The organism is Curvibacter sp. PAE-UM (assembly GCF_001432305.1).
Taxonomy (GTDB): domain Bacteria; phylum Pseudomonadota; class Gammaproteobacteria; order Burkholderiales; family Burkholderiaceae_C; genus Hylemonella.
In genome coordinates, this window is the sequence record NZ_KQ483358.1 from 2,408,674 (window position 1) to 2,430,729 (window position 22,056).

The 22,056-nt window shown below is 66.4% G+C and carries 23 protein-coding genes; 7 read left to right on the forward strand and 16 right to left on the reverse strand.

Annotated elements, in window-relative coordinates; genetic code table 11:
- Nucleotides 1-15: 15 nt before the first annotated feature.
- Nucleotides 16-3,915 (forward strand): ATP-dependent RNA helicase HrpA, encoded by a 3,900-nt coding sequence (gene hrpA, locus AO057_RS11655; protein ID WP_057676068.1) that lies wholly within the window; start codon nucleotides 16-18, stop codon nucleotides 3,913-3,915.
- A 126-nt stretch (nucleotides 3,916-4,041) separates the two neighbouring features.
- Here hrpA and AO057_RS11660 read toward each other — a convergent pair whose 3' ends face one another.
- The 4 genes from AO057_RS11660 to AO057_RS11675 are packed head-to-tail and all read right to left on the reverse strand — an operon-like array spanning nucleotide 4,042 to nucleotide 7,744.
- Nucleotides 4,042-4,749, reverse strand: a complete 708-nt coding sequence (locus AO057_RS11660) for an ABC transporter ATP-binding protein (RefSeq protein WP_057676070.1) — start codon at nucleotides 4,747-4,749, stop codon at nucleotides 4,042-4,044.
- Nucleotides 4,750-4,758: 9 nt separating this feature from the next.
- Nucleotides 4,759-5,949 carry an ABC transporter permease gene (locus AO057_RS11665; protein WP_057676072.1) on the reverse strand — a complete coding sequence of 397 codons (1,191 nt, stop codon included), beginning with the start codon at nucleotides 5,947-5,949 and terminating at the stop codon, nucleotides 4,759-4,761.
- Entirely contained in the window at nucleotides 5,946-7,139 is a 1,194-nt protein-coding gene (locus AO057_RS11670) for an efflux RND transporter periplasmic adaptor subunit (protein ID WP_057676075.1), read from the reverse strand. Before AO057_RS11670 ends, AO057_RS11665 begins: the two co-directional genes overlap by 4 nt.
- Nucleotides 7,136-7,744, reverse strand: coding sequence for a TetR/AcrR family transcriptional regulator (locus AO057_RS11675; protein ID WP_057676078.1), 609 nt, complete (start codon nucleotides 7,742-7,744; stop codon nucleotides 7,136-7,138). The genes AO057_RS11670 and AO057_RS11675 overlap by 4 nt, the downstream gene beginning before the upstream one ends.
- Before the next feature lie 83 nt (nucleotides 7,745-7,827).
- Here AO057_RS11675 and AO057_RS11680 point away from each other — a divergent pair, with 83 nt between their 5' ends.
- Nucleotides 7,828-8,769 (forward strand): DMT family transporter, encoded by a 942-nt coding sequence (locus AO057_RS11680; protein ID WP_057676080.1) that lies wholly within the window; start codon nucleotides 7,828-7,830, stop codon nucleotides 8,767-8,769.
- Nucleotides 8,770-8,848: 79 nt separating this feature from the next.
- On the forward strand, nucleotides 8,849-9,553 hold the full coding sequence (locus AO057_RS11685) for a Rieske (2Fe-2S) protein (RefSeq protein WP_057676082.1): 705 nt from the start codon (nucleotides 8,849-8,851) through the stop codon (nucleotides 9,551-9,553).
- 76 nt (nucleotides 9,554-9,629) lie between these two features.
- Here AO057_RS11685 and AO057_RS11690 read toward each other — a convergent pair whose 3' ends face one another.
- Nucleotides 9,630-10,241 carry a hypothetical protein gene (locus tag AO057_RS11690; protein ID WP_156404545.1) on the reverse strand — a complete coding sequence of 204 codons (612 nt, stop codon included), beginning with the start codon at nucleotides 10,239-10,241 and terminating at the stop codon, nucleotides 9,630-9,632.
- Entirely contained in the window at nucleotides 10,229-10,690 is a 462-nt protein-coding gene (locus AO057_RS11695) for a methyltransferase family protein (RefSeq protein WP_057676086.1), read from the reverse strand. Before AO057_RS11695 ends, AO057_RS11690 begins: the two co-directional genes overlap by 13 nt.
- Before the next feature lie 225 nt (nucleotides 10,691-10,915).
- Here AO057_RS11695 and AO057_RS11700 point away from each other — a divergent pair, with 225 nt between their 5' ends.
- From AO057_RS11700 to AO057_RS11710, 3 genes are all read left to right on the forward strand, one after another.
- Nucleotides 10,916-11,305, forward strand: a complete 390-nt coding sequence (locus AO057_RS11700; RefSeq protein ID WP_057677271.1) for a COG4315 family predicted lipoprotein — start codon at nucleotides 10,916-10,918, stop codon at nucleotides 11,303-11,305.
- Nucleotides 11,306-11,383: 78 nt separating this feature from the next.
- A complete protein-coding gene (locus AO057_RS11705; RefSeq protein WP_057676088.1) occupies nucleotides 11,384-11,953 on the forward strand; it encodes a sigma-70 family RNA polymerase sigma factor in 570 nt (189 codons plus the stop codon).
- Nucleotides 11,950-12,669: an anti-sigma factor gene (locus AO057_RS11710; RefSeq protein WP_057676090.1), complete on the forward strand. Its 720-nt coding sequence runs from the start codon at nucleotides 11,950-11,952 to the stop codon at nucleotides 12,667-12,669. Before AO057_RS11705 ends, AO057_RS11710 begins: the two co-directional genes overlap by 4 nt.
- A gap of 40 nt (nucleotides 12,670-12,709) precedes the next feature.
- Here AO057_RS11710 and AO057_RS11715 read toward each other — a convergent pair whose 3' ends face one another.
- The 4 genes from AO057_RS11715 to AO057_RS11730 all read right to left on the reverse strand — a co-directional run bounded on the left by AO057_RS11715 (nucleotide 12,710) and on the right by AO057_RS11730 (nucleotide 15,587).
- Complete coding sequence (locus tag AO057_RS11715) at nucleotides 12,710-13,114, reverse strand: type II toxin-antitoxin system VapC family toxin (RefSeq protein WP_057676092.1); 405 nt, start codon at nucleotides 13,112-13,114, stop codon at nucleotides 12,710-12,712.
- Between the two features lie 3 nt (nucleotides 13,115-13,117).
- Nucleotides 13,118-13,348 carry a ribbon-helix-helix domain-containing protein gene (locus AO057_RS11720; protein WP_057676094.1) on the reverse strand — a complete coding sequence of 77 codons (231 nt, stop codon included), beginning with the start codon at nucleotides 13,346-13,348 and terminating at the stop codon, nucleotides 13,118-13,120.
- A 114-nt stretch (nucleotides 13,349-13,462) separates the two neighbouring features.
- On the reverse strand, nucleotides 13,463-14,620 hold the full coding sequence (locus tag AO057_RS11725) for a pyridoxal phosphate-dependent aminotransferase (protein WP_057676097.1): 1,158 nt from the start codon (nucleotides 14,618-14,620) through the stop codon (nucleotides 13,463-13,465).
- Nucleotides 14,621-14,633: 13 nt separating this feature from the next.
- Complete coding sequence (locus AO057_RS11730; protein ID WP_057676099.1) at nucleotides 14,634-15,587, reverse strand: CysB family HTH-type transcriptional regulator; 954 nt, start codon at nucleotides 15,585-15,587, stop codon at nucleotides 14,634-14,636.
- A gap of 118 nt (nucleotides 15,588-15,705) precedes the next feature.
- On the opposite strand from AO057_RS11730, the gene AO057_RS11735 reads away from it, so the two are divergent.
- Nucleotides 15,706-16,107, forward strand: a complete 402-nt coding sequence (locus AO057_RS11735; protein ID WP_057676100.1) for a GFA family protein — start codon at nucleotides 15,706-15,708, stop codon at nucleotides 16,105-16,107.
- A 36-nt stretch (nucleotides 16,108-16,143) separates the two neighbouring features.
- Here AO057_RS11735 and AO057_RS11740 read toward each other — a convergent pair whose 3' ends face one another.
- The 6 genes from AO057_RS11740 to AO057_RS11765 form a co-directional block, all read right to left on the reverse strand.
- Nucleotides 16,144-17,256 (reverse strand): ABC transporter substrate-binding protein, encoded by a 1,113-nt coding sequence (locus tag AO057_RS11740; protein WP_057676102.1) that lies wholly within the window; start codon nucleotides 17,254-17,256, stop codon nucleotides 16,144-16,146.
- 124 nt (nucleotides 17,257-17,380) lie between these two features.
- Nucleotides 17,381-18,025: an HAD family hydrolase gene (locus AO057_RS11745; protein ID WP_057676104.1), complete on the reverse strand. Its 645-nt coding sequence runs from the start codon at nucleotides 18,023-18,025 to the stop codon at nucleotides 17,381-17,383.
- A complete protein-coding gene (locus tag AO057_RS11750) occupies nucleotides 18,010-19,545 on the reverse strand; it encodes an ArnT family glycosyltransferase (protein WP_057676106.1) in 1,536 nt (511 codons plus the stop codon). The genes AO057_RS11745 and AO057_RS11750 overlap by 16 nt, the downstream gene beginning before the upstream one ends.
- Nucleotides 19,545-20,453, reverse strand: a complete 909-nt coding sequence (locus AO057_RS11755) for a lysylphosphatidylglycerol synthase transmembrane domain-containing protein (protein WP_057676108.1) — start codon at nucleotides 20,451-20,453, stop codon at nucleotides 19,545-19,547. Before AO057_RS11755 ends, AO057_RS11750 begins: the two co-directional genes overlap by 1 nt.
- Nucleotides 20,454-20,489: 36 nt before the next feature.
- Nucleotides 20,490-21,350: a decaprenyl-phosphate phosphoribosyltransferase gene (locus tag AO057_RS11760; RefSeq protein ID WP_057676111.1), complete on the reverse strand. Its 861-nt coding sequence runs from the start codon at nucleotides 21,348-21,350 to the stop codon at nucleotides 20,490-20,492.
- Nucleotides 21,351-21,354: 4 nt separating this feature from the next.
- Complete coding sequence (locus AO057_RS11765; protein ID WP_057676113.1) at nucleotides 21,355-22,047, reverse strand: phosphatase PAP2 family protein; 693 nt, start codon at nucleotides 22,045-22,047, stop codon at nucleotides 21,355-21,357.
- Nucleotides 22,048-22,056: the final 9 nt, after the last annotated feature.

Sequence of the window (22,056 nt, forward strand, 5' to 3'; positions counted from 1 at the left end):
CCCTGAAGTTGCCCCTTGAGTTCCTCTCCCCTGAAAATCGAGTTCCCCGAGTCGCTGCCGGTGTCGGCCAAACGCGACGAAATCGCGGCCGCCCTGCAAACGCACCAGGTCATCATCGTCTGCGGCGAGACCGGCTCGGGCAAGACCACCCAGCTGCCCAAGATCGCCCTGGCCATGGGCCGCGGCAAGCTCAACTATCCCGTAGGCCAGCGCGCCCGCCTGATCGGCCACACCCAGCCGCGCCGTATTGCCGCCAGTTCGGTGGCCAAGCGCATCGCCGAGGAGCTGCACACCCCGCTGGGCGAGGTCGTGGGCTACAAGGTGCGTTTCCAGGACCGCCTGTCCAGAGACGCCTCCGTCAAGCTCATGACCGACGGCATTCTGCTGGCCGAAACGCAGACCGACCCGCTGCTGCAGGCTTACGACACCATCATCATCGACGAGGCGCACGAACGCAGCCTCAACATCGACTTTCTGCTCGGTTACCTGCGCCAGATCCTGCCGCGCCGCCCGGACCTCAAGATCGTCGTCACCTCGGCCACCATCGACGCCGACCGGTTTGCCCAGCACTTTGCCAGCAGCAAGGGCCCGGCGCCGGTCATCATGGTCTCGGGCCGCACCTTTCCGGTCGAGCAACGCTGGCGGCCTTACGAGGAAAGCCGCGAGTACGACCTCAACGATGCGATTGCGGATGGAGTCGACGAACTCTGGCAAGGCAACGCCGCAGGCGACATCCTGGTCTTCCTGCCCGGCGAGCGCGAGATCCGCGAGGCCGCCGACCACCTGCGCAAGCACCTCAGCCACAACGCCATCACGCGCAATGCCGAAGTGCTGCCCCTGTTCGCCCGCCTGAGCCAGGCCGAGCAGGACCGCGTGTTCGACAGCCACAGCGGCCGGCGCATCGTGCTGGCCACCAACGTGGCCGAAACCTCGCTCACCGTGCCCGGCATCCGTTACGTGATTGACACCGGCACGGCCCGCGTCAAGCGCTACAGTTTCCGTAGCAAGGTGGAGCAGCTCATGGTGGAGCCGGTCAGCCAGGCCGCCGCCAACCAGCGCGCAGGCCGTTGCGGCCGGGTGGCCAACGGCATCTGCATCCGCCTCTACGACGAGAAGGACTTTGCCGGGCGCGAGCGTTTCACCACGCCCGAAATCCTGCGTTCCTCCCTGGCCGGTGTCATCCTGCGCATGAAGTCCCTGCACCTGGGTGTGGTGGAGGACTTCCCCTTCCTGGAAATGCCCTCGGGCCGCGCCATCGCCGACGGCTACCAGCTGCTGGCCGAACTCGGCGCCGTGGACGAGGCCAACGAGCTCACGCCCATGGGCCGTGAACTGGCCAAGCTGCCGCTGGACCCGCGCGTGGGCCGCATGATCCTGGAGGCCAAGGCCCGCGGTGCGCTGGAAGAGGTGCTGATCATCGCCAGCGCCCTCAGCGTGCAGGACGTGCGCGACCGCCCCATGGAGATGCAGACCCAGGCCGACCAGGCCCACGCCAAGTTCGACGACGAGAAGAGCGAGTTCACCGGTTATCTCAAGCTCTGGAAGTGGATCAACGACGCCCGGGGTGACAAGCACGCCCACCCGGCCGGTGCCGGGGCCACCCACAAGCTGAGCAACCGCCAGTACGAACAGCTGCTGCGCCAGAACTTCGTCAACATCCGCCGCGTGCGCGAATGGCGCGACATCCACAGCCAGTTGCTGACGGTCGTCACAGAACACAAATGGCAGATCAACACGGCACCGGCCGGCTACGAACAACTGCACCTGTCCATGCTCGCCGGCCTGCTGGGCAACGTCGGCTGCAAGCTGGAGGAAGAGGCCAGCGCCGGTGAATACCTGGGCGCGCGCGGCATCAAGTTCCACCGCCACCCGGGCGCCCACCTGAGCAAACGGCCGGGCCGCTGGATCGTGGTGGCCGAACTCGTGGAGACCACGCGCCTGTTCGGCCGCGGCATCGCCAACATCGAGCCCGGCTGGATCGAGCAGGTGGCGGGCCATCTGCTCAAGAAGCAGCTGCTGGACCCGCACTGGGAAAAGAAGGCGGCCGAGGTGGTGGCGCTGGAGCGCGCGACGCTCTACGGCATCGTGGTCTACAGCGGGCGGCGCATCAACTACGGCCGGGTGGACCCGCAGGCCGCGCGCGAGATCTTCATCCGCGAAGGCATTGTGGGCGGCGAGTGGGAGACCAAGCTGCCTTTCATCGCTGCGAACGAGAAGCTGATCCGCCAGGTCGAGGAGCTGGAGCACAAGTCGCGCCGGCAGGACGTGCTGGTGGACGACGAACTCATCTACGCCTATTACGACCAGCAGCTCCCCGCCGACATCTGCAGCGGTTTCGAGTGCGAACGCTGGTACCGCGAAGAAAGCAAAAAGAACCCGGACCTGCTGCGCCTCACGCGCGAAGAGCTCATGCGCCACGAGGCCGCGGGCATCACCAGCAACGCCTTCCCCAAGACCCTGCGCCTGGGCGGCATCGACTGCGCCGCGACCTACCTGCACGAACCGGGCGATCCGCGCGATGGCCTCACCGTGACCGTGCCGCTCTTCGTGCTGAACCAGGTCAACGAGGATCGCTGCGAGTGGCTGGTGCCCGGCATGCTGAAAGACAAGATCCAGGCCCTGCTCAAGAGCCTGCCGCAGCGCCCGCGCAGCCGTTTCGTGCCCCTGCCCGAATCGGCAACCAGGCTGGCCGAGACCATGGGCACGCCCGAGGCCTTCGGCCGCGGTGGCCTGACCGACGCGCTGCTCAAGCAGGTGCGCGACATCACTAGCCTGGACGTCAAGCGCGCGGACTTCAAGCTCGATATGCTGGCGCCCCATCTGTTCATGAACTTCCGCGTGGTGGACGAACACGGCCGCCAGATGGGCACGGGCCGCAACCTCGGCGCACTCAAGGCCGAACTCGGCGCCCAGGCGCGCGGTGCCTTCCAGGCCCTGGCCGGACTCAAGCTGGCGTCGCAGGCCCAGCCCAATGCCGTTCGGGCTGAGCCTGTCGAAGCCTCTGGCGCTCGCAGCCCTTCGACAGGCTCAGGGCGAACGGAAAAGAACGCGCCCACCGTGCCCGCGGACCAGCGCTACACCGCCTGGACCTTTGGCGAACTGCCCGAGCTCATGGAAATCCGCAAGAGCGGCCAGACCCTGATCGGCTTCCCGGCCCTGATCGACCTGGGCGAGGCCGTGGGCATCGAGGTCTTCGACGAACCCGAGGTGGCGGCCGCCAAACACCGCGGCGGCCTGCGCCGCCTGTTCGCCCTACAGATCAAGGACGCGCTCAAGTACCTGGAAAAGAACATTCCCGATCTGCAGAAGATGGCCGTGGCCTACATGCCGCTGGGGACGATGGAAGAACTGCGCGCCCAGATCATCGACGTGGCGCTGGAGCGCGCGTTTCTGCTGGACCCGCTGCCGGCCGACGAATTCGATTTCAAGAAACGGCTGGAGGAGGGCCGGGGCCGCCTGACCCTGATCGCCAACGAGGTGGCGCGCCTGGCCGGTGTCATCCTCATCGAATACGCCGCTGCCGCGCGCAAGATCAAGGACACGAAAAACGCACCGGACGCCACGGCCGACTGTGCGCAGCAGCTGCAGCGCCTGTGCCCCAAACGTTTCATCATCCAGACACCCTGGCCACAGCTGCAGCACTTTGCGCGTTACCTCAAGGCCATCACCCTGCGCCTGGACAAGTACCGCGCCGACCCCGCCCGCGACGCCACCCGCCTGGCCGAGCTGCGCCCGCAGGAGCAGCGTTACTGGCGCCTGGTGGCCGAACGCAAGGGCGTGATGGACGAGCGCCTGCAGGAGTTCCGCTGGCTGCTGGAAGAGCTGCGTGTGAGCTTCTTCGCCCAGGAACTGCGCACGCCGCAGCCGGTGAGTGTGAAGCGTTTAGACAAGGCCTGGCAGCAGCTGAACAGCTGATGCGAGGCTTTGCAGTGCAGGCTCATATGGCCGCAGGCCATGTGATGCCGGAACTACAAGGCATGGGTCGGCCGTCAGGCCGAGGCCGGGCGACAGCACGGCAGCAGATCAACAGCTGAGCCCCCGTCATAAGGCCAAGCCTTCACCCGCCTCCTCGTAGGTCCGCCCATCCCGGATGTGATAGATGCGCTTGAAGGTCGGGATGATCTTCTCGTCGTGCGTGACGACGATGATGGCCGTGCGGTACTGCTGGGCCATCTGGTTCAGGATGCGCATGACGCCCAGCGCGCGTTCGCTGTCCAGCGGTGCCGTGGGCTCGTCGGCCAGGATCACCGGTGGCTGGTTGGCCAGCGCGCGGGCAATCGCCACGCGCTGTTGTTCGCCGCCCGAGAGTTGTGAGGGTTCGGCGGCGGCGCGGTGCGCCACGTCCAGTGCCTGCAGCAGCTCGCGCGCACGCGCACGGGCCTTGCCGTTGGGCTGGCCGGCCAGCATGGGCAGCAGGGCCACGTTGTCGGTCACGTCCAGGAAGGGGATGAGATAGGGCGCCTGGAACACGAAGCCGATGCTGTCGCGCCGCAGCGCGCGCAGGTCGCGGATGGTCCAGCCGTTGTCATAGATGGTCTGGTTGCCCAGCGTCATGCGTCCGGCCGTGGGCTCGATGATGGCGCCCAGGCACTTGAGCAGGGTGCTCTTGCCCGAGCCCGAGGGGCCGATCAGGCCCACCACCTCGCCCGGTGCCACGCTCATGTTGACGTCCTTGAGCGCGTGCACGGCGGCGTCGCCTTCGCCGTAGCGCTTGCTCAGGCCTTCGATGCGGATACCCAGTTCACTCATGGTCTGTCCTTATCCAATCGCTGCGCCAGGGTCGACCCGCAGCGCCACGCGGATGGCCAGCGTGCTGGCCAGGGCGCAGATCACCATCACGGCGATCAGGCCGCGCACGGCGTCGCCGGTCTCCAGCAGCACGTACTTGGGGAAGAAGGGTGCCCAGACCGTGGCCGCCGTCTTGCCCACGATGAAGCCGATCAGGCCCAGGCCCAGGGCCTGCTGCAGGATCATGCCGGCGATGGTGCGGTTGCGCGTGCCGATGAGCTTGAGCACGGCGATCTCGCGCAGCTTGCCCAGCGTCATGGTGTAGATGATGAAGGCCACGATGGCCGCGCTCACGATGGCCAGGATCACCAGAAACATGCCGATCTGCTTGGCCGAGGTGGCGATCAGCTTGGCCACCAGGATCTCCTCCATCTGCTCGCGCGTGTAGGCCTCCAGGTGCTTCCAGCGGCGGATCGGTTCGGCCACCTGCTCCGGGTGGAAGCCCGGCTGGAGCTGCACCAGCACCGCGTTCACGTTGTGGTTGCTGCTTTGCGCGGCCTGCACGGCTTCCAGCAGGCCCGGCACGGCCGGGCGGTTCAAGGCAGGGTTGGCGGCGGTGCGGGCGCGATCGTTGAGGATGGCCTCGTTGTCTTTCAGGAACTGGGCTTCCTGCGCGTCGGCCAGCGGGATGAAGACCATGGGGTCGCCGCCGGAAGACACCATGCGCTGCGTCAGGCCGACCACGCGGTAGTCGTGGCGGCGGATGCGGATCTGGTCGCCCAGGCGAAACCCTGTCTTCACATCGGCCACGGCCTCGTAGTGGTTGCGCGTGAGGTGCCGGCCGGCCACCAGGTAACCGGCTTCGCCCGGCTGGCCGGGCACCATGCCCACCACCATGGCGCGCACGTCATTGCCGTCCCGCCGCACTTGCATGGTGAAGTAGGTCACGTTGGCCGCGCGGGCCACGCCGGGCATGCCCAGGATCGAGCGATAGACGTCGTCGCGCAGGCTGGACGACTCCGCATACGGCCCCTGCGTGTCTTTCTGCACCACCCAGAGCTCGGCGCCGCTGTTGTTGAGCAGGGCGCGCGCGTCGTCCACCATGCCGCGGTAGACCCCGGCCATGGTCAGCGTGACGCCGATCAGCAGGCCCAGGCCGATGCCGGTGAAGACGAACTTGGCCCAGGAGTGCAGCACATCCCGGCCGGCCAGGCTGATCATCGCGCTGGCTCCATGAGTGTCGGCACCACCTTGATGCGGCTGTCGGCACCGATCTCCTTCTCGCTGTACACGACGACCGCCGCGCCGGGCTGCAGACCGTCGAGCACACGCACCTGCCCATCGAGGCTGGTCTCGCCCAGCTGCAGCGGTGCGAAGCGCAGCTGGTCGTCCACCATCAGCCAGGCACCGGCCTGGCCCTGGTGACGGCGGATGGCGGCATTGGGCAGCACCAGTGCGCGTGGTGTTGCGGGCAGGCGCAAGGTGACCTCGGCCAGTTCGCCGACCGACAGGCCGGGGACCGGCTGGTCGAAGCTGATCTGCGCAATGCGCTCCTCCGTCACGCTGTCGCCCTGCAGCTCCACGCGGCTGACCTTGCCCGCCAGCGGGCTGTGTGGCTGCGAACGCAGCACGATCCCGGCGGCCAGACCCGGCGCCAGCCCGGCTGAACGGCCCTGATCGAAACGCGCCTTGATCCACAGGCTGGCCGGATCGATGAGCTTGAGCACGGCCTGGCCGGCCACCACGGTGGAGCCGGGCTCGGCATCACGCGACAGCACCACACCGTCCTGCGTGGCCAGCAGGCGCGTGTTGCGGCGCTGCTGCTGCAGGGCGGAGCGTTCGGCCTGCAGGCGGGTCAGGTCCTGCGCGGCAGCAGACAGATTGGCCTGGGCGGCGCGCACCTGCGCCTCGGCCGAGAGCAGTTCCTGCTGCCGGCCTTCCACCACACCCGGGCTGACGAAGTTCTGCTGTCCCAAGTCCTGGTAACGCCGTGCATTGGCCCGGGCCAGCTCGCGCCGGGCGCTGGTATCCGCCACCTGGGCCTGGGCCGCTTCATGCATGCTGGCCGCGCGGGCCAGCGAGGCCTCAATCCCTTCCACGCGCTGCTGCAGGTCCACCGGGTCCATCTCGGCCAGCAATTGCCCGGCCTTCACGCGCTCACCGGCGTCCACCAGCACTCGCAGCACCCGGCCGGCGCTGGTGGGGCCGATCAGGTAGCTGCGGCGGGCTTCCACCGTGCCGATGCCGTACAGCGCCGGGATGATGGATGCTTCAGCCGCGGTGACGACGGTTACGCGCACCGGGGCCAGCGGCCCGGAGCGGCGGATGATGAAGACCAGCGCCGCCAGCAGCAGCAGGCCCATGACGAGCAGCACCAGCAGCCGCGGCGGGAGTGACTTGAGTTTTTTCATACGGGGGTGCGCAGGCTGCGCAGGTAGAGATCGAAGACACGGGGCGCTTCGGAGCGCAGGGTGGAGACATGGCCACTGAGCATGGACTGCATGACCAGGCCCTGCATGATGCCGACGAACATCGTTGCCGCCGCCGGGGCATCCAGATCGGGGTCGCACTGCCCCGCCTGGATCGCCTGCTTGATCAGGTTCAGCAGCAACTGGCGGTAGCTTTTCATCAGGCCGCGCACGCTCTCCTTGAGGGGCGAGTCCGCCGGCTGCTGCAGTTCATGGAAGATCAACCGCGGCACGCCGGGATGGTGCGACACAAAACCCACATGCGCGTCGAACACCTTGCGCAGGGCCTGCAGCGGCTCCGGGCTGGCGGCTGCCGCCGTCTGGATTTCGTGCATCAGGTTCTCGCGCACCCACTCCATGGCGGCCAGCCAGATCGCCTCCTTGTTCTCGAAGTGCTTGAACAGGGCCCCCTGGGTCACGCCGACGGATTGCGCAATGTCCGTGGTGGTGATCAGGGCCGGGCTGCGCTCCTGGGCCAGGCGCAAGGCGGCCGAGACGATCTCGGCCTGCCGGGAAGCCGTTGCCAGTCGAGGGGTGGGAGAAGCCATGGAATGGTTTGGTAAGTAATAGACTACTTACCAAGTATACATGAGCGACAGGCCGACACGCAAGCCAGGGATAAACTGGGCCGATGCGCGCCCGTGTACACCCCAAGAAGCCTCAGCGCAGCCCCTGGCGGCGGCGCATGGACCTGACGCGGCACCGCGCGGGCCGGCTCGACCCGACGGTGCAGGGCCTGCTCTGGTCCGTGGCGGCCGGTCTGTGTTTTGTGCTGCTCAACACCATGACGCGTTACCTCACCACGCAGATCCCGCCGCTGCAGTCGCAGTTCCTGCGTTACCTCTGCGGGGTCATCGTGCTGCTGCCCCTGGTGCTGCGCAGCGGCATGGCGGCGTGGATGCCCCAGAACATACGCGGGCAGTTCGTGCGCGGTTTTGTCCACGCCACGGGCCTGGGCATCTGGTTCACGGCCATCCCGCACATCTCCCTGTCCGACACCACGGCCATGGGCTTCACCACCCCCATCTTCATCATGCTCGGTGCCTGGCTCTTCCTGCGCGAACCCATGCACTGGGAGCGCTGGCTGGCGGCGGGCATCGGCTTTGCGGGGGTGCTCATCGTCGTGGGGCCCAACCTGAGCGGCCAGGGCGGCTGGTGGAACCTGGTCATGCTGTCCTCGGCGCCCATGTTTGCGGCCTCCTTCCTGATCAGCAAGGCGCTCACGCGTTATGAGTCGGCCGGTGTCATCGTGCTCTGGCAGTCCATCACCGTCACCATCCTGAGCCTGCCGCTGGCCCTGCTCAACTGGCAGCCCGTCACGGCGGTGCAATGGGCGGGCTACATGCTCTGCGGTGTGCTGGGCAGTGGCGCGCACTACCTGCTGATGCGCTCCTACGTCGTGGCCGACATCTCGGCCACCCAGTCCGTCAAGTTCCTGGACCTGCTCTGGGCCGCGCTGATGGGCTGGCTGGTGTTTGCCGACGTGCCCACCAGCCACTCGCTGATCGGCGGCATCATCATCGCCGGCGCCACGCTCTGGATCGCGCGACGCGAAGCGCGCCGGGGTACCTGAGCGCTTGACAGGGGAAGGCGGCCCCAGATAAATTGGGCCGCATCCGGCCATCCCGCCGGTCGCTGCCCGAGGAGCGCCCATGGACCGTCGCCAGTTCGTCGAGACCTGTTCCACCAGCGTGGCCTGCCTCACGGCGGCTGTGGCCCTGCCGGCCTTCGGCGCCGACGCCAAACCCAAAGCCTACGCCCGCGTGCTGCTCACCGATGAGTTCGGCGACCCGATCAAGGCCAGCCAGCTCAAGCCCCAGACCAACTACGTCTTCCACTACCCCTTCGAGGCCACGCCGGTTTTCCTGCTCAATCTGGGCAAACCCGCACAGCCGCAGCCGCTGAGCACCAAGACCAAGGAGAGTTATGTCTGGCCCGGTGGCGTGGGGCCGCAACGCAACCTCGTGGCCTTCAGCGCCATCTGCGCACACCAGCTGGTCTACCCCACGCAGCAGGTGAGTTTCATCAGCTTTCGCAAGAGCAAGGCCAAGAAGGGCGTGGCCGACAACCTCATCCACTGCTGCGCCGAACACAGCCAGTACGACCCGGCCCAGGGCGCGCGTGTGCTCAACGGCCCGGCCGAGCAGCCCCTGTGCGCCGTGCTGCTGGAGCACGACGCCAAGGCCGACACACTGACGGCTTACGCCACGCTGGGCGGCGAACTGTTCGACGATTTCTTCCGCAAGTACGAGTTCAAGCTGAGCCTGGATGTGGGCCCGAAGGCGAAGAACGCGGTGGCCGGCAAGGCGGCGGTGCGGGAGCTGGAGAAGTTTTGCCGGAATCCGATTCAGTGTTAAGTGGCGCAGAACAAAGAGTCGTAGATTGCGAAAAACGAAGCGTGCTTAGCATCGGTGTCGAAGTGCATGGTTGGCATCATTTCGAAAGACCTGCCGATATTGCTGCGATAACAGCAATTCCAAAAACGGGGATAAGCATGTACGAGAGAGCCAATATCCGTTCGGCGCCCTTGGAGAGTCCATATGCGACTAGCAAAAAGATTGGATAAAAAAACCAGCTGCTCATCTCTCTTTGGGCAGGGCGATCAATGGCAAATGCATAGAGCATTAGCGCATATGCACCAATGAAAAATGCGACTTCGGCGACAAGCCGGACTCGCGGCAGATTGCGCAACAAGTGGCCACGAATCAGGCCTCCAAAGAACAACCCCATGACGATGGCATTGTCTACAAAGTTGGGAGGCAGAGGACGGCCGACGAGACCTTGAATAAGTTCGACTAGCGGGTGACTGATCCACGTCTGGTAGAACGTCAGTGCGTCAAGAATGAAGCCTTTCCATTTGAATACAGCTTCGGAAAGCGACGCTAGGGACGTCGTCGTAAGAAAGAGTGCTATGACGAGAAAGACCTTAATGCGCCACGGAGAACGATCCCAGTGCTGCACAGCCTCATCGATATCTGCTTTCAGTCCCATATTGGTCTGGAATGAATCAGTGCTGATCGGGTCGCTCTGGATCAATACACCCAAGGCACAAACCGCTTGGTCTGCTCCCGGTAGTGCACATACCCCGGGTGCTGCGCCAGCATCCAGCGTTCTTCCAGCGTGGACTTGAACCACAGTACCAGCGACAGTGTCCACCAGGCCAGCCAGGCTTCCTCGCTGGCGGCTGTCCATGCCAGGGCCCAGGTGCCGAGCAGGAAGGCGGTGTACATGGGGTGGCGTATCCAGCCGTAGGGGCCGCTGGTGACCAACGTGCCGCCCACGCGCGGGCGGGGGTGGATGTTGAAGTTGCCCAGCCGGTTGGCGCGCAGGGTCCAGCCGAAGAGCAGCAAGGCCCCCGCGGCCGCGGCCCAGGCGGCCAGCGGGATGGCCCCGTTCTCTGCGGCGGGCCAGGCCATCAGGGCCAGCACGGCCAGCAGGCCGAACTGCAGGAGCACCAGCCCCGAACCGAGCCATACACGTTGACGTTCGTTCATGTTCAATCTCACGGTTGGGCCAGGCACGCCCGTGCCGTGGTCAGGTTCTTGACAGTCAGGCGAACAGTTTAAGCCTGCTGTGCGGCAGAGACGCTGGGGTTTTGCGGCCGGCCACCGGTGCAAATATTTTTTCAGGCCCCTGCATCCATACGCCAATTCGCTCCGTTCTAAAGGTGGGACGCAATGGTGCGGCCCATCCATCCAACCTTTCAGGACGAGGACATCATGAAAAAAAGCTCTCTTTTTGCCGCCTTTGCGTTTTCCGTTTTGCTCGCCGGTGCGGCCCAGGCGCAGCCGGTCATGCGTGACGGTGTGCTGGCGGACGCGGCAGGCCGCACGGTCTACATCTTCGACAAGGACAGCGTGGGCAAGAGCAACTGCAGCGGTGGTTGCCTGGTGAATTGGCCGGCCTTCGTCGCCAAGCCCGGTGCGGCTGCCAAGGGCGAGTTCGGCCTGATCGACGCCAACGGCGCACGCCAATGGACGGTGAACGGCAAGCCGCTCTACTACTTCGCGGGGGACAGCAAGGCCGGTGACCGCAATGGCAACGGCATGGGCGGTGTGTGGCACGTGATTTCCGAGAAGCCGGTGGCCGTGCCCCAAGCGGCGTATTGAGAAGGCCGGGGGCGTGGCTGGAGCGCATACGGGTCGGGTATGCTCTCCAGCGCCACGTCACCCTGGAGAGTGCCCCTGATGGACGACCGTGATGAAGTAGCTTCGCTGCTGGCACGTATCGCCCTGCGTGATGCCAGGGCGTTTGAAGCCCTCTACCGTCTGGTGGCCAGCCGGCTGATGGCGGTGGCCTTGCGCGTGACGCAAGAGCGCGCCATGGCCGAGGACGTGCTGCAAGAGGTGTTCGTCACGGTCTGGAACCAGTCCGCGGCGGCAGCACCCGGGCAACAGCTGACGCTGGCCTGGTTGTGCGTGGTCACGCGCCACCGGGCCATCGATCTGCTGCGCAAACGCAAACCCGAACAGCCCTTGCACTGGCAGGACGAGAACGGCGACGAGCAGATGCACGACCTGCAGGATGAAAGCGGCTCCCCCATGGAGCAGTTGCTGGCGCATGAAGACGGCGCGCAACTGGGGCATTGCATGGAGACCCTGGAGCCCGAACCCCGGCGGGCGCTGCTGCTGTCTTTCTACGATGGCCTGACCCAGGCCGAGATTGCCCTGCGCATGCAGCGGCCCCTGGGGACCGTCAAGGCCTGGACACGGCGCAGTCTGATGCGACTCAAGGGCTGCATGGAGGCACTGGCATGAACTGGTACCGGAACCCGTCGGCCATCGAGCCACTGGCCGCGGCCTATGTGGCGGGCAGCTTGCGCGGCCGGGCGCGCCAGCGCTTCGAAGCCGTCATGCGGCACCAGCCTGCGTTGGTGGCCGCGGTGAACGAATGGACGCAACGCCTGGCGCCGCTGCACCGTGCCTTGCCGGCCCAGGCGCCCAGCACAGAGCTGTGGCGCCGGATAACACGGGCGACAGATACCGCGCCCGCGGCTGGGGCCACTTCCTGGTGGCGTCGCCTGCTGGCCCCGGCGCCTGCGGGCGCCCTGGCCCTGGGGCTGTTGATGGGCACCCTGGTGCCGGTCCTGTGGCAAGCCCACGGCGATAGACAGCGTGACATGGCCTTGCCCGACAGCTATGTGGGCGTGCTGGCGACCGCGCAGGGGCAGCCGGGCCTGATCATTTCCAGCTTGCGGCGGGGCAAGGTGGTGGACATCAAGCAGGTCACGCCGGTGGCCGTGCCGCAGGGGCAGACGCTGTACCTGTGGCGCATCGACAAGGCGGGCGTGGTGGAGGCGGTTGGGCCGCTGCCCGACGGCAAGTTCACGCACCTGGCACTGAGGGAAACCGCCGAGCAGGTGTTTTTCCCGGCGGTGGAACTGGCTGTGTCGCTGGAGCCTGTGGGCACACAACCCGGCGCACCCACACAGCCCTTTGTGTACCGCGGGCTCTGCGGCAAGCTCTGGCGTTGAGCGCCGCGGCCGCCCGGTTTTACAGGCGGGACTGAACGATTCAATCCGTATGCCAGTTCGCGTACTGCAGGCCCGGTACTCTGGAAAACTCGCGGACATTGCGTGTGATGAGGGTGGACTGATGACGCAGGGCCGTGGCGGCGATCAGCGTGTCGTGCGGGCCGATGGGGGTGCCTGCCGCTTCCAGATCAGCGCGGATGCGGGCTGCATGCTCGGCACATTCAGCATCAAATGGCAATTTCTGCATGGCTTGCAGAAATTGCGCCAAGGCCGTCAAACGCGGCGCGGCTGCAGCTTGAGGCAGGCGTAGCAGGCCGTAGCGCAGTTCGTATTCCACAATGGCCGGCACACCGAGATCAGCCGGCCGCATGGCTTGCAGACGCGGCACGATCTGCGGGTCGCCCCGGAAGTAGTAGCTGATGGTGTTGGTATCCAGGACCAGCATGGCTCAAAACCCGAGGCGCGGCGTATCGGGGGTCGTTGCGACGGGGTTTTCTTCGCGCAAGGGAAAGTCGGGAAAACGGCCAGCCAAGGCCAGGCAATCCGCCGTCCATTCATGGGACGCGTATTTACGGATGATGTCCGCCACCCAGCGGCTTTTCGAGACGCCATGGGCTTGCGCCGCCTGTTCCACCAGGGCCTGGGTGGCATCGTCCAGATACAGAGTGATTTGGGACATGGCTTGAACTCCTGCAGTGCTTATCAGGTCAACAAGTATACGTCCAAGTATATTTTCTTTCTGCCTGCAGTCAAGCTTGGCTGACAACCCGGGCTGAACGCTGATGGGGAAGGGCTACAGCTGCGCCAGGCGCTCCAGCGCGGTGTTCAGCGTCTCGTCCTTCTTCGCAAAACAGAAGCGCACCACCTTCTGGTCGAAGCCGTTGCCGTAGAAGGCCGAGAGCGGAATGGCGGCCACGCCAATCTCGCTGGTGAGCCACTTGCAGAAATCCGCCTCGTTCAGATCGCTCACGGCCGAGATGTCCACGCACTGGAAATAGGTTCCCTGGCCGGGCAGCATCTTGAAGCGCGTTTTCTTCAAACCTTCGCGGAACAGGTCGCGCTTGCGCTGGTAGAAGGCGGGCAGTTCCAGATAAGGTTTCGGGTCGGCCATGTAGGCGGCCAGGCCGTGCTGTACCGGGGTGTTGACGGTGAAGACGTTGAACTGGTGCACCTTGCGGAACTCTGCGGAGAGCGGCGCGGGCGCGGCGACGTAACCCACCTTCCAGCCGGTGACGTGGTAGGTCTTGCCGAAGCTGCTGACGATGAAGCTGCGCGCGGCCAGCGCGGGGAAACGCGCCGCGCTTTCGTGTTGTTTGCCGTCGAACACCATGTGTTCGTAGACCTCGTCGGAAATCACCAGGATGTCGGTCGGGTCCAGCAGCTCCTGCAGCTGCAGCATTTCCTCTTTCGTCCAGACCATGCCGCTGGGGTTGTGCGGGCTGTTGATGAGGATGGCGCGGGTCTTGGGCGTGATGGCCGCAGCGATCTTGCCGAAATCGGGGCGGAAGGTGCCGGGCGTGAGCGGCACGCGCACCACCACGCCGCCGGCCAGTTCGATATTGGGCACGTAGCTGTCGTAGCAGGGCTCCAGCACGATGACCTCGTCACCCGGGTGCACGATGGCCAGGATGATGGTCAGGATGGCCTGGGTGGCGCCGGCGGTGATGGTGATCTCGGTGTTGGCGTCGTACGTGTGGCCGTAGATCGCCTGGTTCTTTTTCGCGACGGCCTCGCGCAGGGCGGGCACGCCGGTCATGGGCGGGTACTGGTTCAGGCCGCTTTTCATGGCCTGGGTGACCGCGTCCACCAGGCGCGGGTCGCCCTCGAAATCCGGGAAACCCTGGCCCAGGTTGACGGCGCCTTTTTCGGTGGCCAGCGCGGACATGACGGTGAAGATGGTGGTGCCCACGTTGGGCAGGCGGCTCTTGAGGGCGGGTGTTCTGATGGTCATGATGAAAGGATACTCAAAGCTCGTAGTCGGTGTGTTCGCCGCGCATGACACGCGCCACCAGATCGCGCTGCAGGCGGTCGCTAAGCAGCTGGGCGAATTCGTAGACGAAGTTGCGCAGGTAGGCGCCTTTCTTGAAGGCCACGCGTGTGACGTTCTTGCCGAAGAGCGTGCCCAGCGGGCGCACCACCAGCTCGTCGCCCGTGCCCTGTGCCGGCAGGTTGCGCACGGCCATCTCGGCCACCAGGCCCAGGCCCATGCCCAGCTTGACGTAGGTAGTGATCACGTCCGAGTCGATGGCTTCGAGCACGATGCGCGGCTCCAGCTTGCGCTGGGCAAAGGCCTGGTCGATGCGGGTGCGGCCGGTGAAGGTGGGGTGGTAGGTGATGAGCGGTTCGCTGGCCAGGTCTTCCAGGCTGAGCCGCTCCTTGGCCGCCAGAGGGTGGTTGGCCGGCAGCACCAGCACGTGCTCCCATTCGTAGCAGGGCAGGGTGACCAGCTCGTCGTAATTGGCCAGCGACTCGGTAGCGATGCCGATCTCGGCGATCTCGTCGATGAGCATGCGCGCCACCTGGTCCGGGTTGCCCTGGTGCAGCGAGAGGTTGACCTTGGGCCAGGCCGCGCGCAGTTTGGCCACGGGCTCGGGCAGCACGTAACGCGCCTGGGTGTGGGTGGTGGCGATGGAGAGAGTGCCGCTGTCCTGCGCGCTGTACTGTTCGCCGATGCGCTTGAGATTGCCCACCTCGCGCATGATGAGTTCGATGCTCTTGAGCACCTGCTGCCCCGGCTCGGTGATGCGCTTGAGGCGCTTGCCGTGGCGGGCAAAGATGTCGATGCCCAGCTCTTCTTCCAGTTCGATGATGGCCTTGGACACGCCCGGCTGCGAGGTGTGCAGGGCCTTGGCCGCCTCGGTCAGGTTCAGGTTGTGGCGCGCCGCTTCCTGGACAAAGCGGAACTGGTGCAGGTTCATGGTGGATTCCGGATAAAACCGGGTTTTATTATGCCTTGCGGGTCTAAGTGCTGGCAGCTGCTTGCCAGTTGCCAGCCTGCACAATTGGAGGCGCAAACCATCTGTCAGGGAGCCGATCATGCTGAAAACCTACCGAGGCAGCTGCCACTGCGGGGCCATCCAGTTCGAGGCCGAGCTGGACCTCACGCAGAGCACCTACCGCTGCAACTGCTCGATCTGCCGGCGCACGCGTTTCTGGCCGGCCGTGGCCAGGGAGGGCGGTTTCCGCCTGCTGGCCGGCGAAGGCGAACTCACCCAGTACCTGTTCAACACCCGCAAGAACCAGCATTACTTCTGCCGGCACTGCGGCGTGCGTGCCTTCGGCATCGGCACCGAGACGCCCATCGGCAAGATGTACGGCGTGAACCTGGGCTGCATCGACGAGCTCGACGACGAGGCGCTCTCGCGCCTGTCCATCACCTATGTGGACGGCCGCGCGGACCGGTGGGGCAGCGCACCGGCCTTCTGCAGCCATCTCTGAGCGGCTGCGCCGGGCCGGCGCAGGCCCGGGCGGGATTTACTGCACGAAGCGGTTGCCGCGCGAGAGGATGGTCAGTTCCACCCAGGTGCTGCCGTGGCGCTGGTTGGGGCCGAAGGTGAGCGTGTAGCCGTGCAGGTCCATCCGGCCCAGCGTGCCCATGGCCTGCAGCACGCTTTCGCGCGTGGGCTGGGGGCCGGCCTTCTTGAGGGCCGTCACCAGCACCTTGGCGGCGATGCAGGATTCCAGCGAGGTGTAGTTCAGCCGGGCACCGTTGAGCGCCTTGAGCGCCTCGGCGCATTCCTTCACCAGCGGCATGGAGATCTGGTTGGAAGCGCGTGGCGAGGGAATGATCTGCGACACCACGGTACCGCGCGCCAGGTTGCCCACCGATTCGATCAACTCGTCGGGGTTGACGAAGGACAGCGCCGCCACCGGCACCGCCGCGCCCTTGTCGTTGGCGATCTTCAGGTAATCGCCGACCACGCTGAACTGCGTGGTGGCCAGCACGTAGTGGGGCCCGTCCTTGGTAAGCGCCTCGACGGCGGCCGCATCGAGCGCCGCGCCGCGCTTGACGGCCACGCCGCGCGGTTTTTCTGCGCCGGCGTCGGCAAAGACACCGGCCACGGCTTCGTAGTTGCTGCGGCCCACCTCGTCGTCGTAGTAGAGCACCACCGTCCTGCTCGCCCCGACGCCGCGCTTGGACTCCATGATCTTGAGCGTCTCGTCCTTGTAGGAGGCGCGGATGGTGTAGACGTTGGGGTGGCCGCGCAGGCTCAGCGAGCCGCTGAAGGGGGCGAAGAACAGCATGTTGTTCTGTGTCACCAGCGGCAGCGCGTCCACGCTGTTGGTGGCCGAGTTGTAGCCGAAGAGCACCATGGCGTTGTGCTGGCCCAGCAACTGCTGGGTGTTTTCGGCGGCGCGCTGGCGGTTGTTGGCGTTGTCCAGCGTCACGAGCTGGATCTTGCGGCCACCCAGCTGGTTGCCGGCGTTGACCCTGGCGAAAATGGCCTGTGCGCCGTCGCGCATGTCGCGCCCGATGTCGGCATTGGAACCGCTGAGCGGCACCGACTGGCCGATCACGATGTCCTGGCCCCAGGCGGCCGGGGTGAGGGCCAGGGTCAGCAGGGCCGTGGAAAGCAGCTTTCTCATCTTGTCTCCTTCGTAAACGATGGGATTCATGAGGCTGCCTCTGACGGGCGGCTCCCAACGCAACCCATTCTAGGGAGACAAGCGTGCCTGGCGCTGATGCAATGCCTGCGTGGCGCTTATGGGTTCAGCCGTGTTGCCAGGGTTTTTCGCGGTACCAGGCCACGCTGGCCAGGTGCAGCATGGGCCGGTCGCCCGAGGTGTCGCCATAGGCGTGCAGCACGGGCTGTGCCGCGCCGAACTCGGTCGCCAGCCAGGTCTGCAGCCGGTGCACTTTCTCCTCGCCGTGGCAGTTGGGCGTGGCCATGCGGCCGGTGTAGCGGCCGTCCACCACTTCCATCTCCGTGCAGAGCACGGCGTCCACGCCCAGGCTGGCGCCGGCCAGATGCATGTAGAGGCTGGTGGAGGCGCTGACGATGATGCAGCGGTGGCCCTGCTGCTGGTGCTCCACCAGATGGTGCATGGCCCAGGGACGCCACTGCAGGGGCAGATACTCGCGCACGAAAGCCTGGGCGCAGCGCTGCACCTCGGCTTGCGTGCGGCCGGCCAGGCTGGCCTGCAGCAGCACCGCCTTGGCGCGGTGGTTGCTGGTGAAGCGCAGGGCGTAGGCGGCCAGCCAGGGGCTGCAGATGAAGAGCACCCACAGCAGGGTGGGCGTGCCCAGCAGACGGCGCAGGAAGGGCAGCAGGGTGTCGCGCCAGGTCAGGGTGCCGTCGAAGTCGAAGGCTGCGACGATGGTCCCTGGCGCTGCTTCGCTCACGGTTTCGGACATGAGACCTGGCCGCAGTAGCGCACGCAGTAGGGGCAGCCGGTCATGGGCAGCCAGGTGGGGATGTTGTAGTAGCGCCGGAAGACCTCGGCCAGCACGCCCTGGCGATAGGCCTCGAAATTGAAGTTGCGGCCTTCGACGTAGTGGAAGGTGATGCCGCTTTGCACCGCGGTGTAGGCCTGCACGCTGTCGAAATAAGGGGTGAAGTCACCCATCACCGGCGGGTCGGACAGCAGCACGCGGATGGTCTTGCCCTGGTAGACGGAATAGTCGACCAGCAGGTCGTCCTGGCGTGCGTGGAACTTGCCGGGGCCGAAGACGGGCACGTACTGCCCGCTCACGTAGCCGTAGACGGCGGCGGGTGAATAACCGTCGGCCATGAGCACGGAATCCGGTGTGCGGACCTGGGCCAGCAGCTCGGGCGTCTTGAAGGCGCGCACGATGGCAAAGTAGCGTGGTTTGCCCGCCCATTGCTCCACATGGGTCAGCGCGATGCCGCCCAGGGGCAGCACATGCAGGGCGGTGAAGGCAGCCAGGCCCAGGGCGCAGTGGCGCAGCGCGGCCTGGGGCAGCGCGAAGGCCAGCAGCACGAAGACGAAGGGGTAGAAGGACAGCACCCAGTGCAGGCCCACCACCTTCTTGAGCGAGAGCAGCGCGAAGAACAGCAGGGGCACCACGATGAGCACGCTGACCAGGGGCAGCTGGCGCGCCGTGGCCGCGAGCACGCCGCGGTGCTTGAGACCCAGCCACAGCACGGCCGGCGTGAGCAGGTAGGCCAGCATGCCCAGGTAGGTCAGCGGCTTGCGCAGTTCGAAGACGGCGTCTTCGTTGCGATTGATGGCGTTGAACATGATGTTGGACCAGCCATGGCTCATGTTCCACAGGAGATTGATCAGGGGGCCGGGCAGCGCGCACAGCACCAGCAGCAGCAGGGCGGGCCAGCGCTCGCGGCGGAAGGCAGCGAAATAGACCAGGTAGGCCAGGCCCAGCACCACCGAGAAATACTTGGAGAGGAAGGCGCAGCCGATGAAGAAGCCCGAGAGGGCGTACAGGCCCCAGGCGCGGCCGTCCATCTGTGTGCGCCGTTCGGCGCGCAGCAGCATGGCGACCGACAGCACCGACCAGAAGAGCAGCGGGGTGTCGGTGGTGATCAGCGCGTTGAGCCAGTTGATCGGCGCCAGCCAGAACAGCAGCACGCCCCAGGCCGCGCGCTCGCGGTTCATCGGCTTGAAGGTCCACCACAGCAGGCCGCCCAGGGCCAGGGGCAGGAGCACCACCGGCAGGCGGATGGCCCAGGTGGCTTCGCCGAAGAGCGTGCGCATGAGCCAGATCAGCCAGCCCACCATGGGCGGGTGGTCGTAGTAGCCCCAGTCGGGGTAGACGCCCCACCAGTAGAAGAAGGCTTCGTCGCCCGTGATGGGCAGGGCGGCGGCGAGCCACAGGCGCACGGCCAGCGCGGCCAATGCGGTGACGAGCAGCCAGCGCGGCAGGTTGAAGGAGGCGTCGGTGGAAGAGGAGGACATCAGCGCAGGGAAATATCGCGGGAGACGGCCGCACTATATAGGAGGGCCAGCGCGCCGATGGCCACCGCCAGCCAGAGCGTGAGCAGGCGCACCAGCACGGTGATGGCGACGGCCGTGGCCAGCGCGCTGCCCTGCAGCACCAGCAGGCCGGTCAGCAGGGCTTCGGTGCCGCCCAGGCCGGCCGGCAGCAGCGAGAGCGCGCCGCCCACCATGGCCAGGGCGTAGAAGCCGGTGGCCAGCAGCGGATCGATGGTCAGCCCGAGTTCACGACAGACCAGCCAGGTGGCCAGGCCTTGCGCGGCCCAGGCCACGAGCGTGAGGCCCAGCCAGGTCCAGGGACGCGTGGCCAGGCAGCGCCAGGCGGCGTGCAGCCAGGGCAGGCGGGTGAACAGGACCTGCCTGAACTTGAAGAGCAGGATCAGCACGAACAGGCCCACAGTGGCAAGGACGGCCACGAGCTGCAGCTGCCAGGCCGCCGCGCCGGGCAGTTGCGCCAGCCACCACAGGCCCGGTAGCGTGAGCAGCAGCAGGGCCAGCAGGTCGGCCACGCGCTCGGCACCGAAGATGGCCAGGCTGTCGGCCGCGCCCAGCGGCTGGCGCAGCAGCAGGCCGCGCGCGGCTTCGCCCACATTGCCGGGGGTGGGCGTGAAGGTGTAGCCGGCGAGATAAAGGCGCAGGCCCTGGAGCGGCGGCAGCGGGCGGCCGTAGTGCGCCATCCACAGGCGCCAGCGCTGGCCGCGCAGGAGGTAGTTGAGCATGCACAGGGCTGCCGCCAGCGCGCCGGCCGGCGACCACAGCACGGAGAGCCGGGCGCCGGTGGCGGTGTCGCCGCTGAGCAGCAGCACCAGGGCGTAGACGGTGGCGGCGCCACCGATGATCAGCAGCAGGGACTTGAGTGGCAGTTTCAAGCGGGATGCCTGTTCGTGCTCAAGTGTGAACCGGCCCTAGCGCCAGAACCGCGAGCCCAGGAACAGCGCCAGCCAGGCGATGCCGGCGGCCAGGATCCAGGGGTCGCGCAGCAGGTCGCGCGAGACGTCCTCGCCGCGGCCGCGGTGCACCTGGTAGGCATAACGCAGCAGGCCGAAGACCACTACCGGCACGGTGTAGACCAGGCGCTCGCCGTGCTGCTGCAGCGCTTCGATGCTGGTGGCATACAAGCCGTAGGTGATGACGGTGGCCGTCATGGTGGCGGCGATGTAGGTGTCGAGCAGGGCAGGCGGGTAGTGTTCCAGCACGGCGCGCTGTTGCTCCGGTTCGTGGAAGGTTTCGGCCTTGCGTTTGGAGAAACCCAGGAAGAGCGCGATGAAGAGGCCGGTGAGCAGCAGCCAGCGCGAAGGCGGGATGCCCACGGCTACCGTGCCGGCCAGCAGGCGCAGCATGAAGCCGCTGGCGATGATGGAGACATCCACCACCGGCACGTGCTTGAGGCGCCAGCTGTAGGCCAGGTTGAGCACGACGTAGAGCGTCAGGATGAGCAGCAACGCACGGCTGCCCCAGGCCAGGCCCACGCCGGTCAGCAGCAGCACGGTGGCGAGGATCAGCGCCTGGCGCGGGCTGACGACACCGCTGGCCAGCGGGCGCAGGCGCTTGCTTGGGTGCTGGGCATCGGCGGCGCGGTCGCGCCAGTCGTTGAGGATGTAGACCAGGCTGGAGAAGCAGCAGAAGGCCAGGAAGGCGTACAGCACGCGCGAGACCAGCGGGCCGTTGTTCCAGGCCTGGCTGAACATCAGGCCGGCGAAGACGAAGACGTTCTTGAGCCACTGGTGCGGGCGCATCAGGCGGATCAGGGGGTGCAGGGCAGCCATGGGCTCACACCTTTCCGGGCGGCTGCCCGTATTTGTAGACGTAACTCAGGACCACCCAGACCAGCCCGCTGGCGAGCAGCGTGATGGGCAGGGCCCAGAGCGCATCACTGAGCCAGTGCGCCCCGACCGACATGCGCGCCACGCTCACCAGCGCGCCGGCGACCAGGCCGCCGGCGATCCAGCGCCAGCGGCGGCGCGGGTCGAGCAGCATGAGCGAGACGAAAAAGAAGCCGCAGGCCACGTGGCCGCTGGTGAAGGCGCAGTTGTCGCTGCACTGCTGGGCCTGCGTCAGGGCCGGGGTGAACTGGCGGTCGCCGCCGAACTGGACCACGTCGAAAGGACGTGCGCGCAGGGTGTGCTCCTTGACCGCCCAGGTGGAGAAGCCGGGGCCCAGCGTCAGGGCGATGCCCACGAAGGCCAGGGCGATGCCGGCGCGGCGCGAACGCCGCAGCAGGCTGATGACGATCCAGCCCGCGATGCTCAGCAGGGCCAGGCTGCGGAAGATGTCCGGGACGTATTCGTTGACCAGTTCAACCCACAGCCACTTGGCTGGGTTGATCGGCGGCGCGGCTTGCAGGAAATAGGCGGCGACGGCGATGTCGAGCTGCGGCCAGATCACGGGCAGCAGGGCTACGGCAAGGGAGGCGCCCAGGACGAGCAGGAAGACGGTGCGGTTGCGTAGAGGAGGTCGGGTCATGGGCGGCGC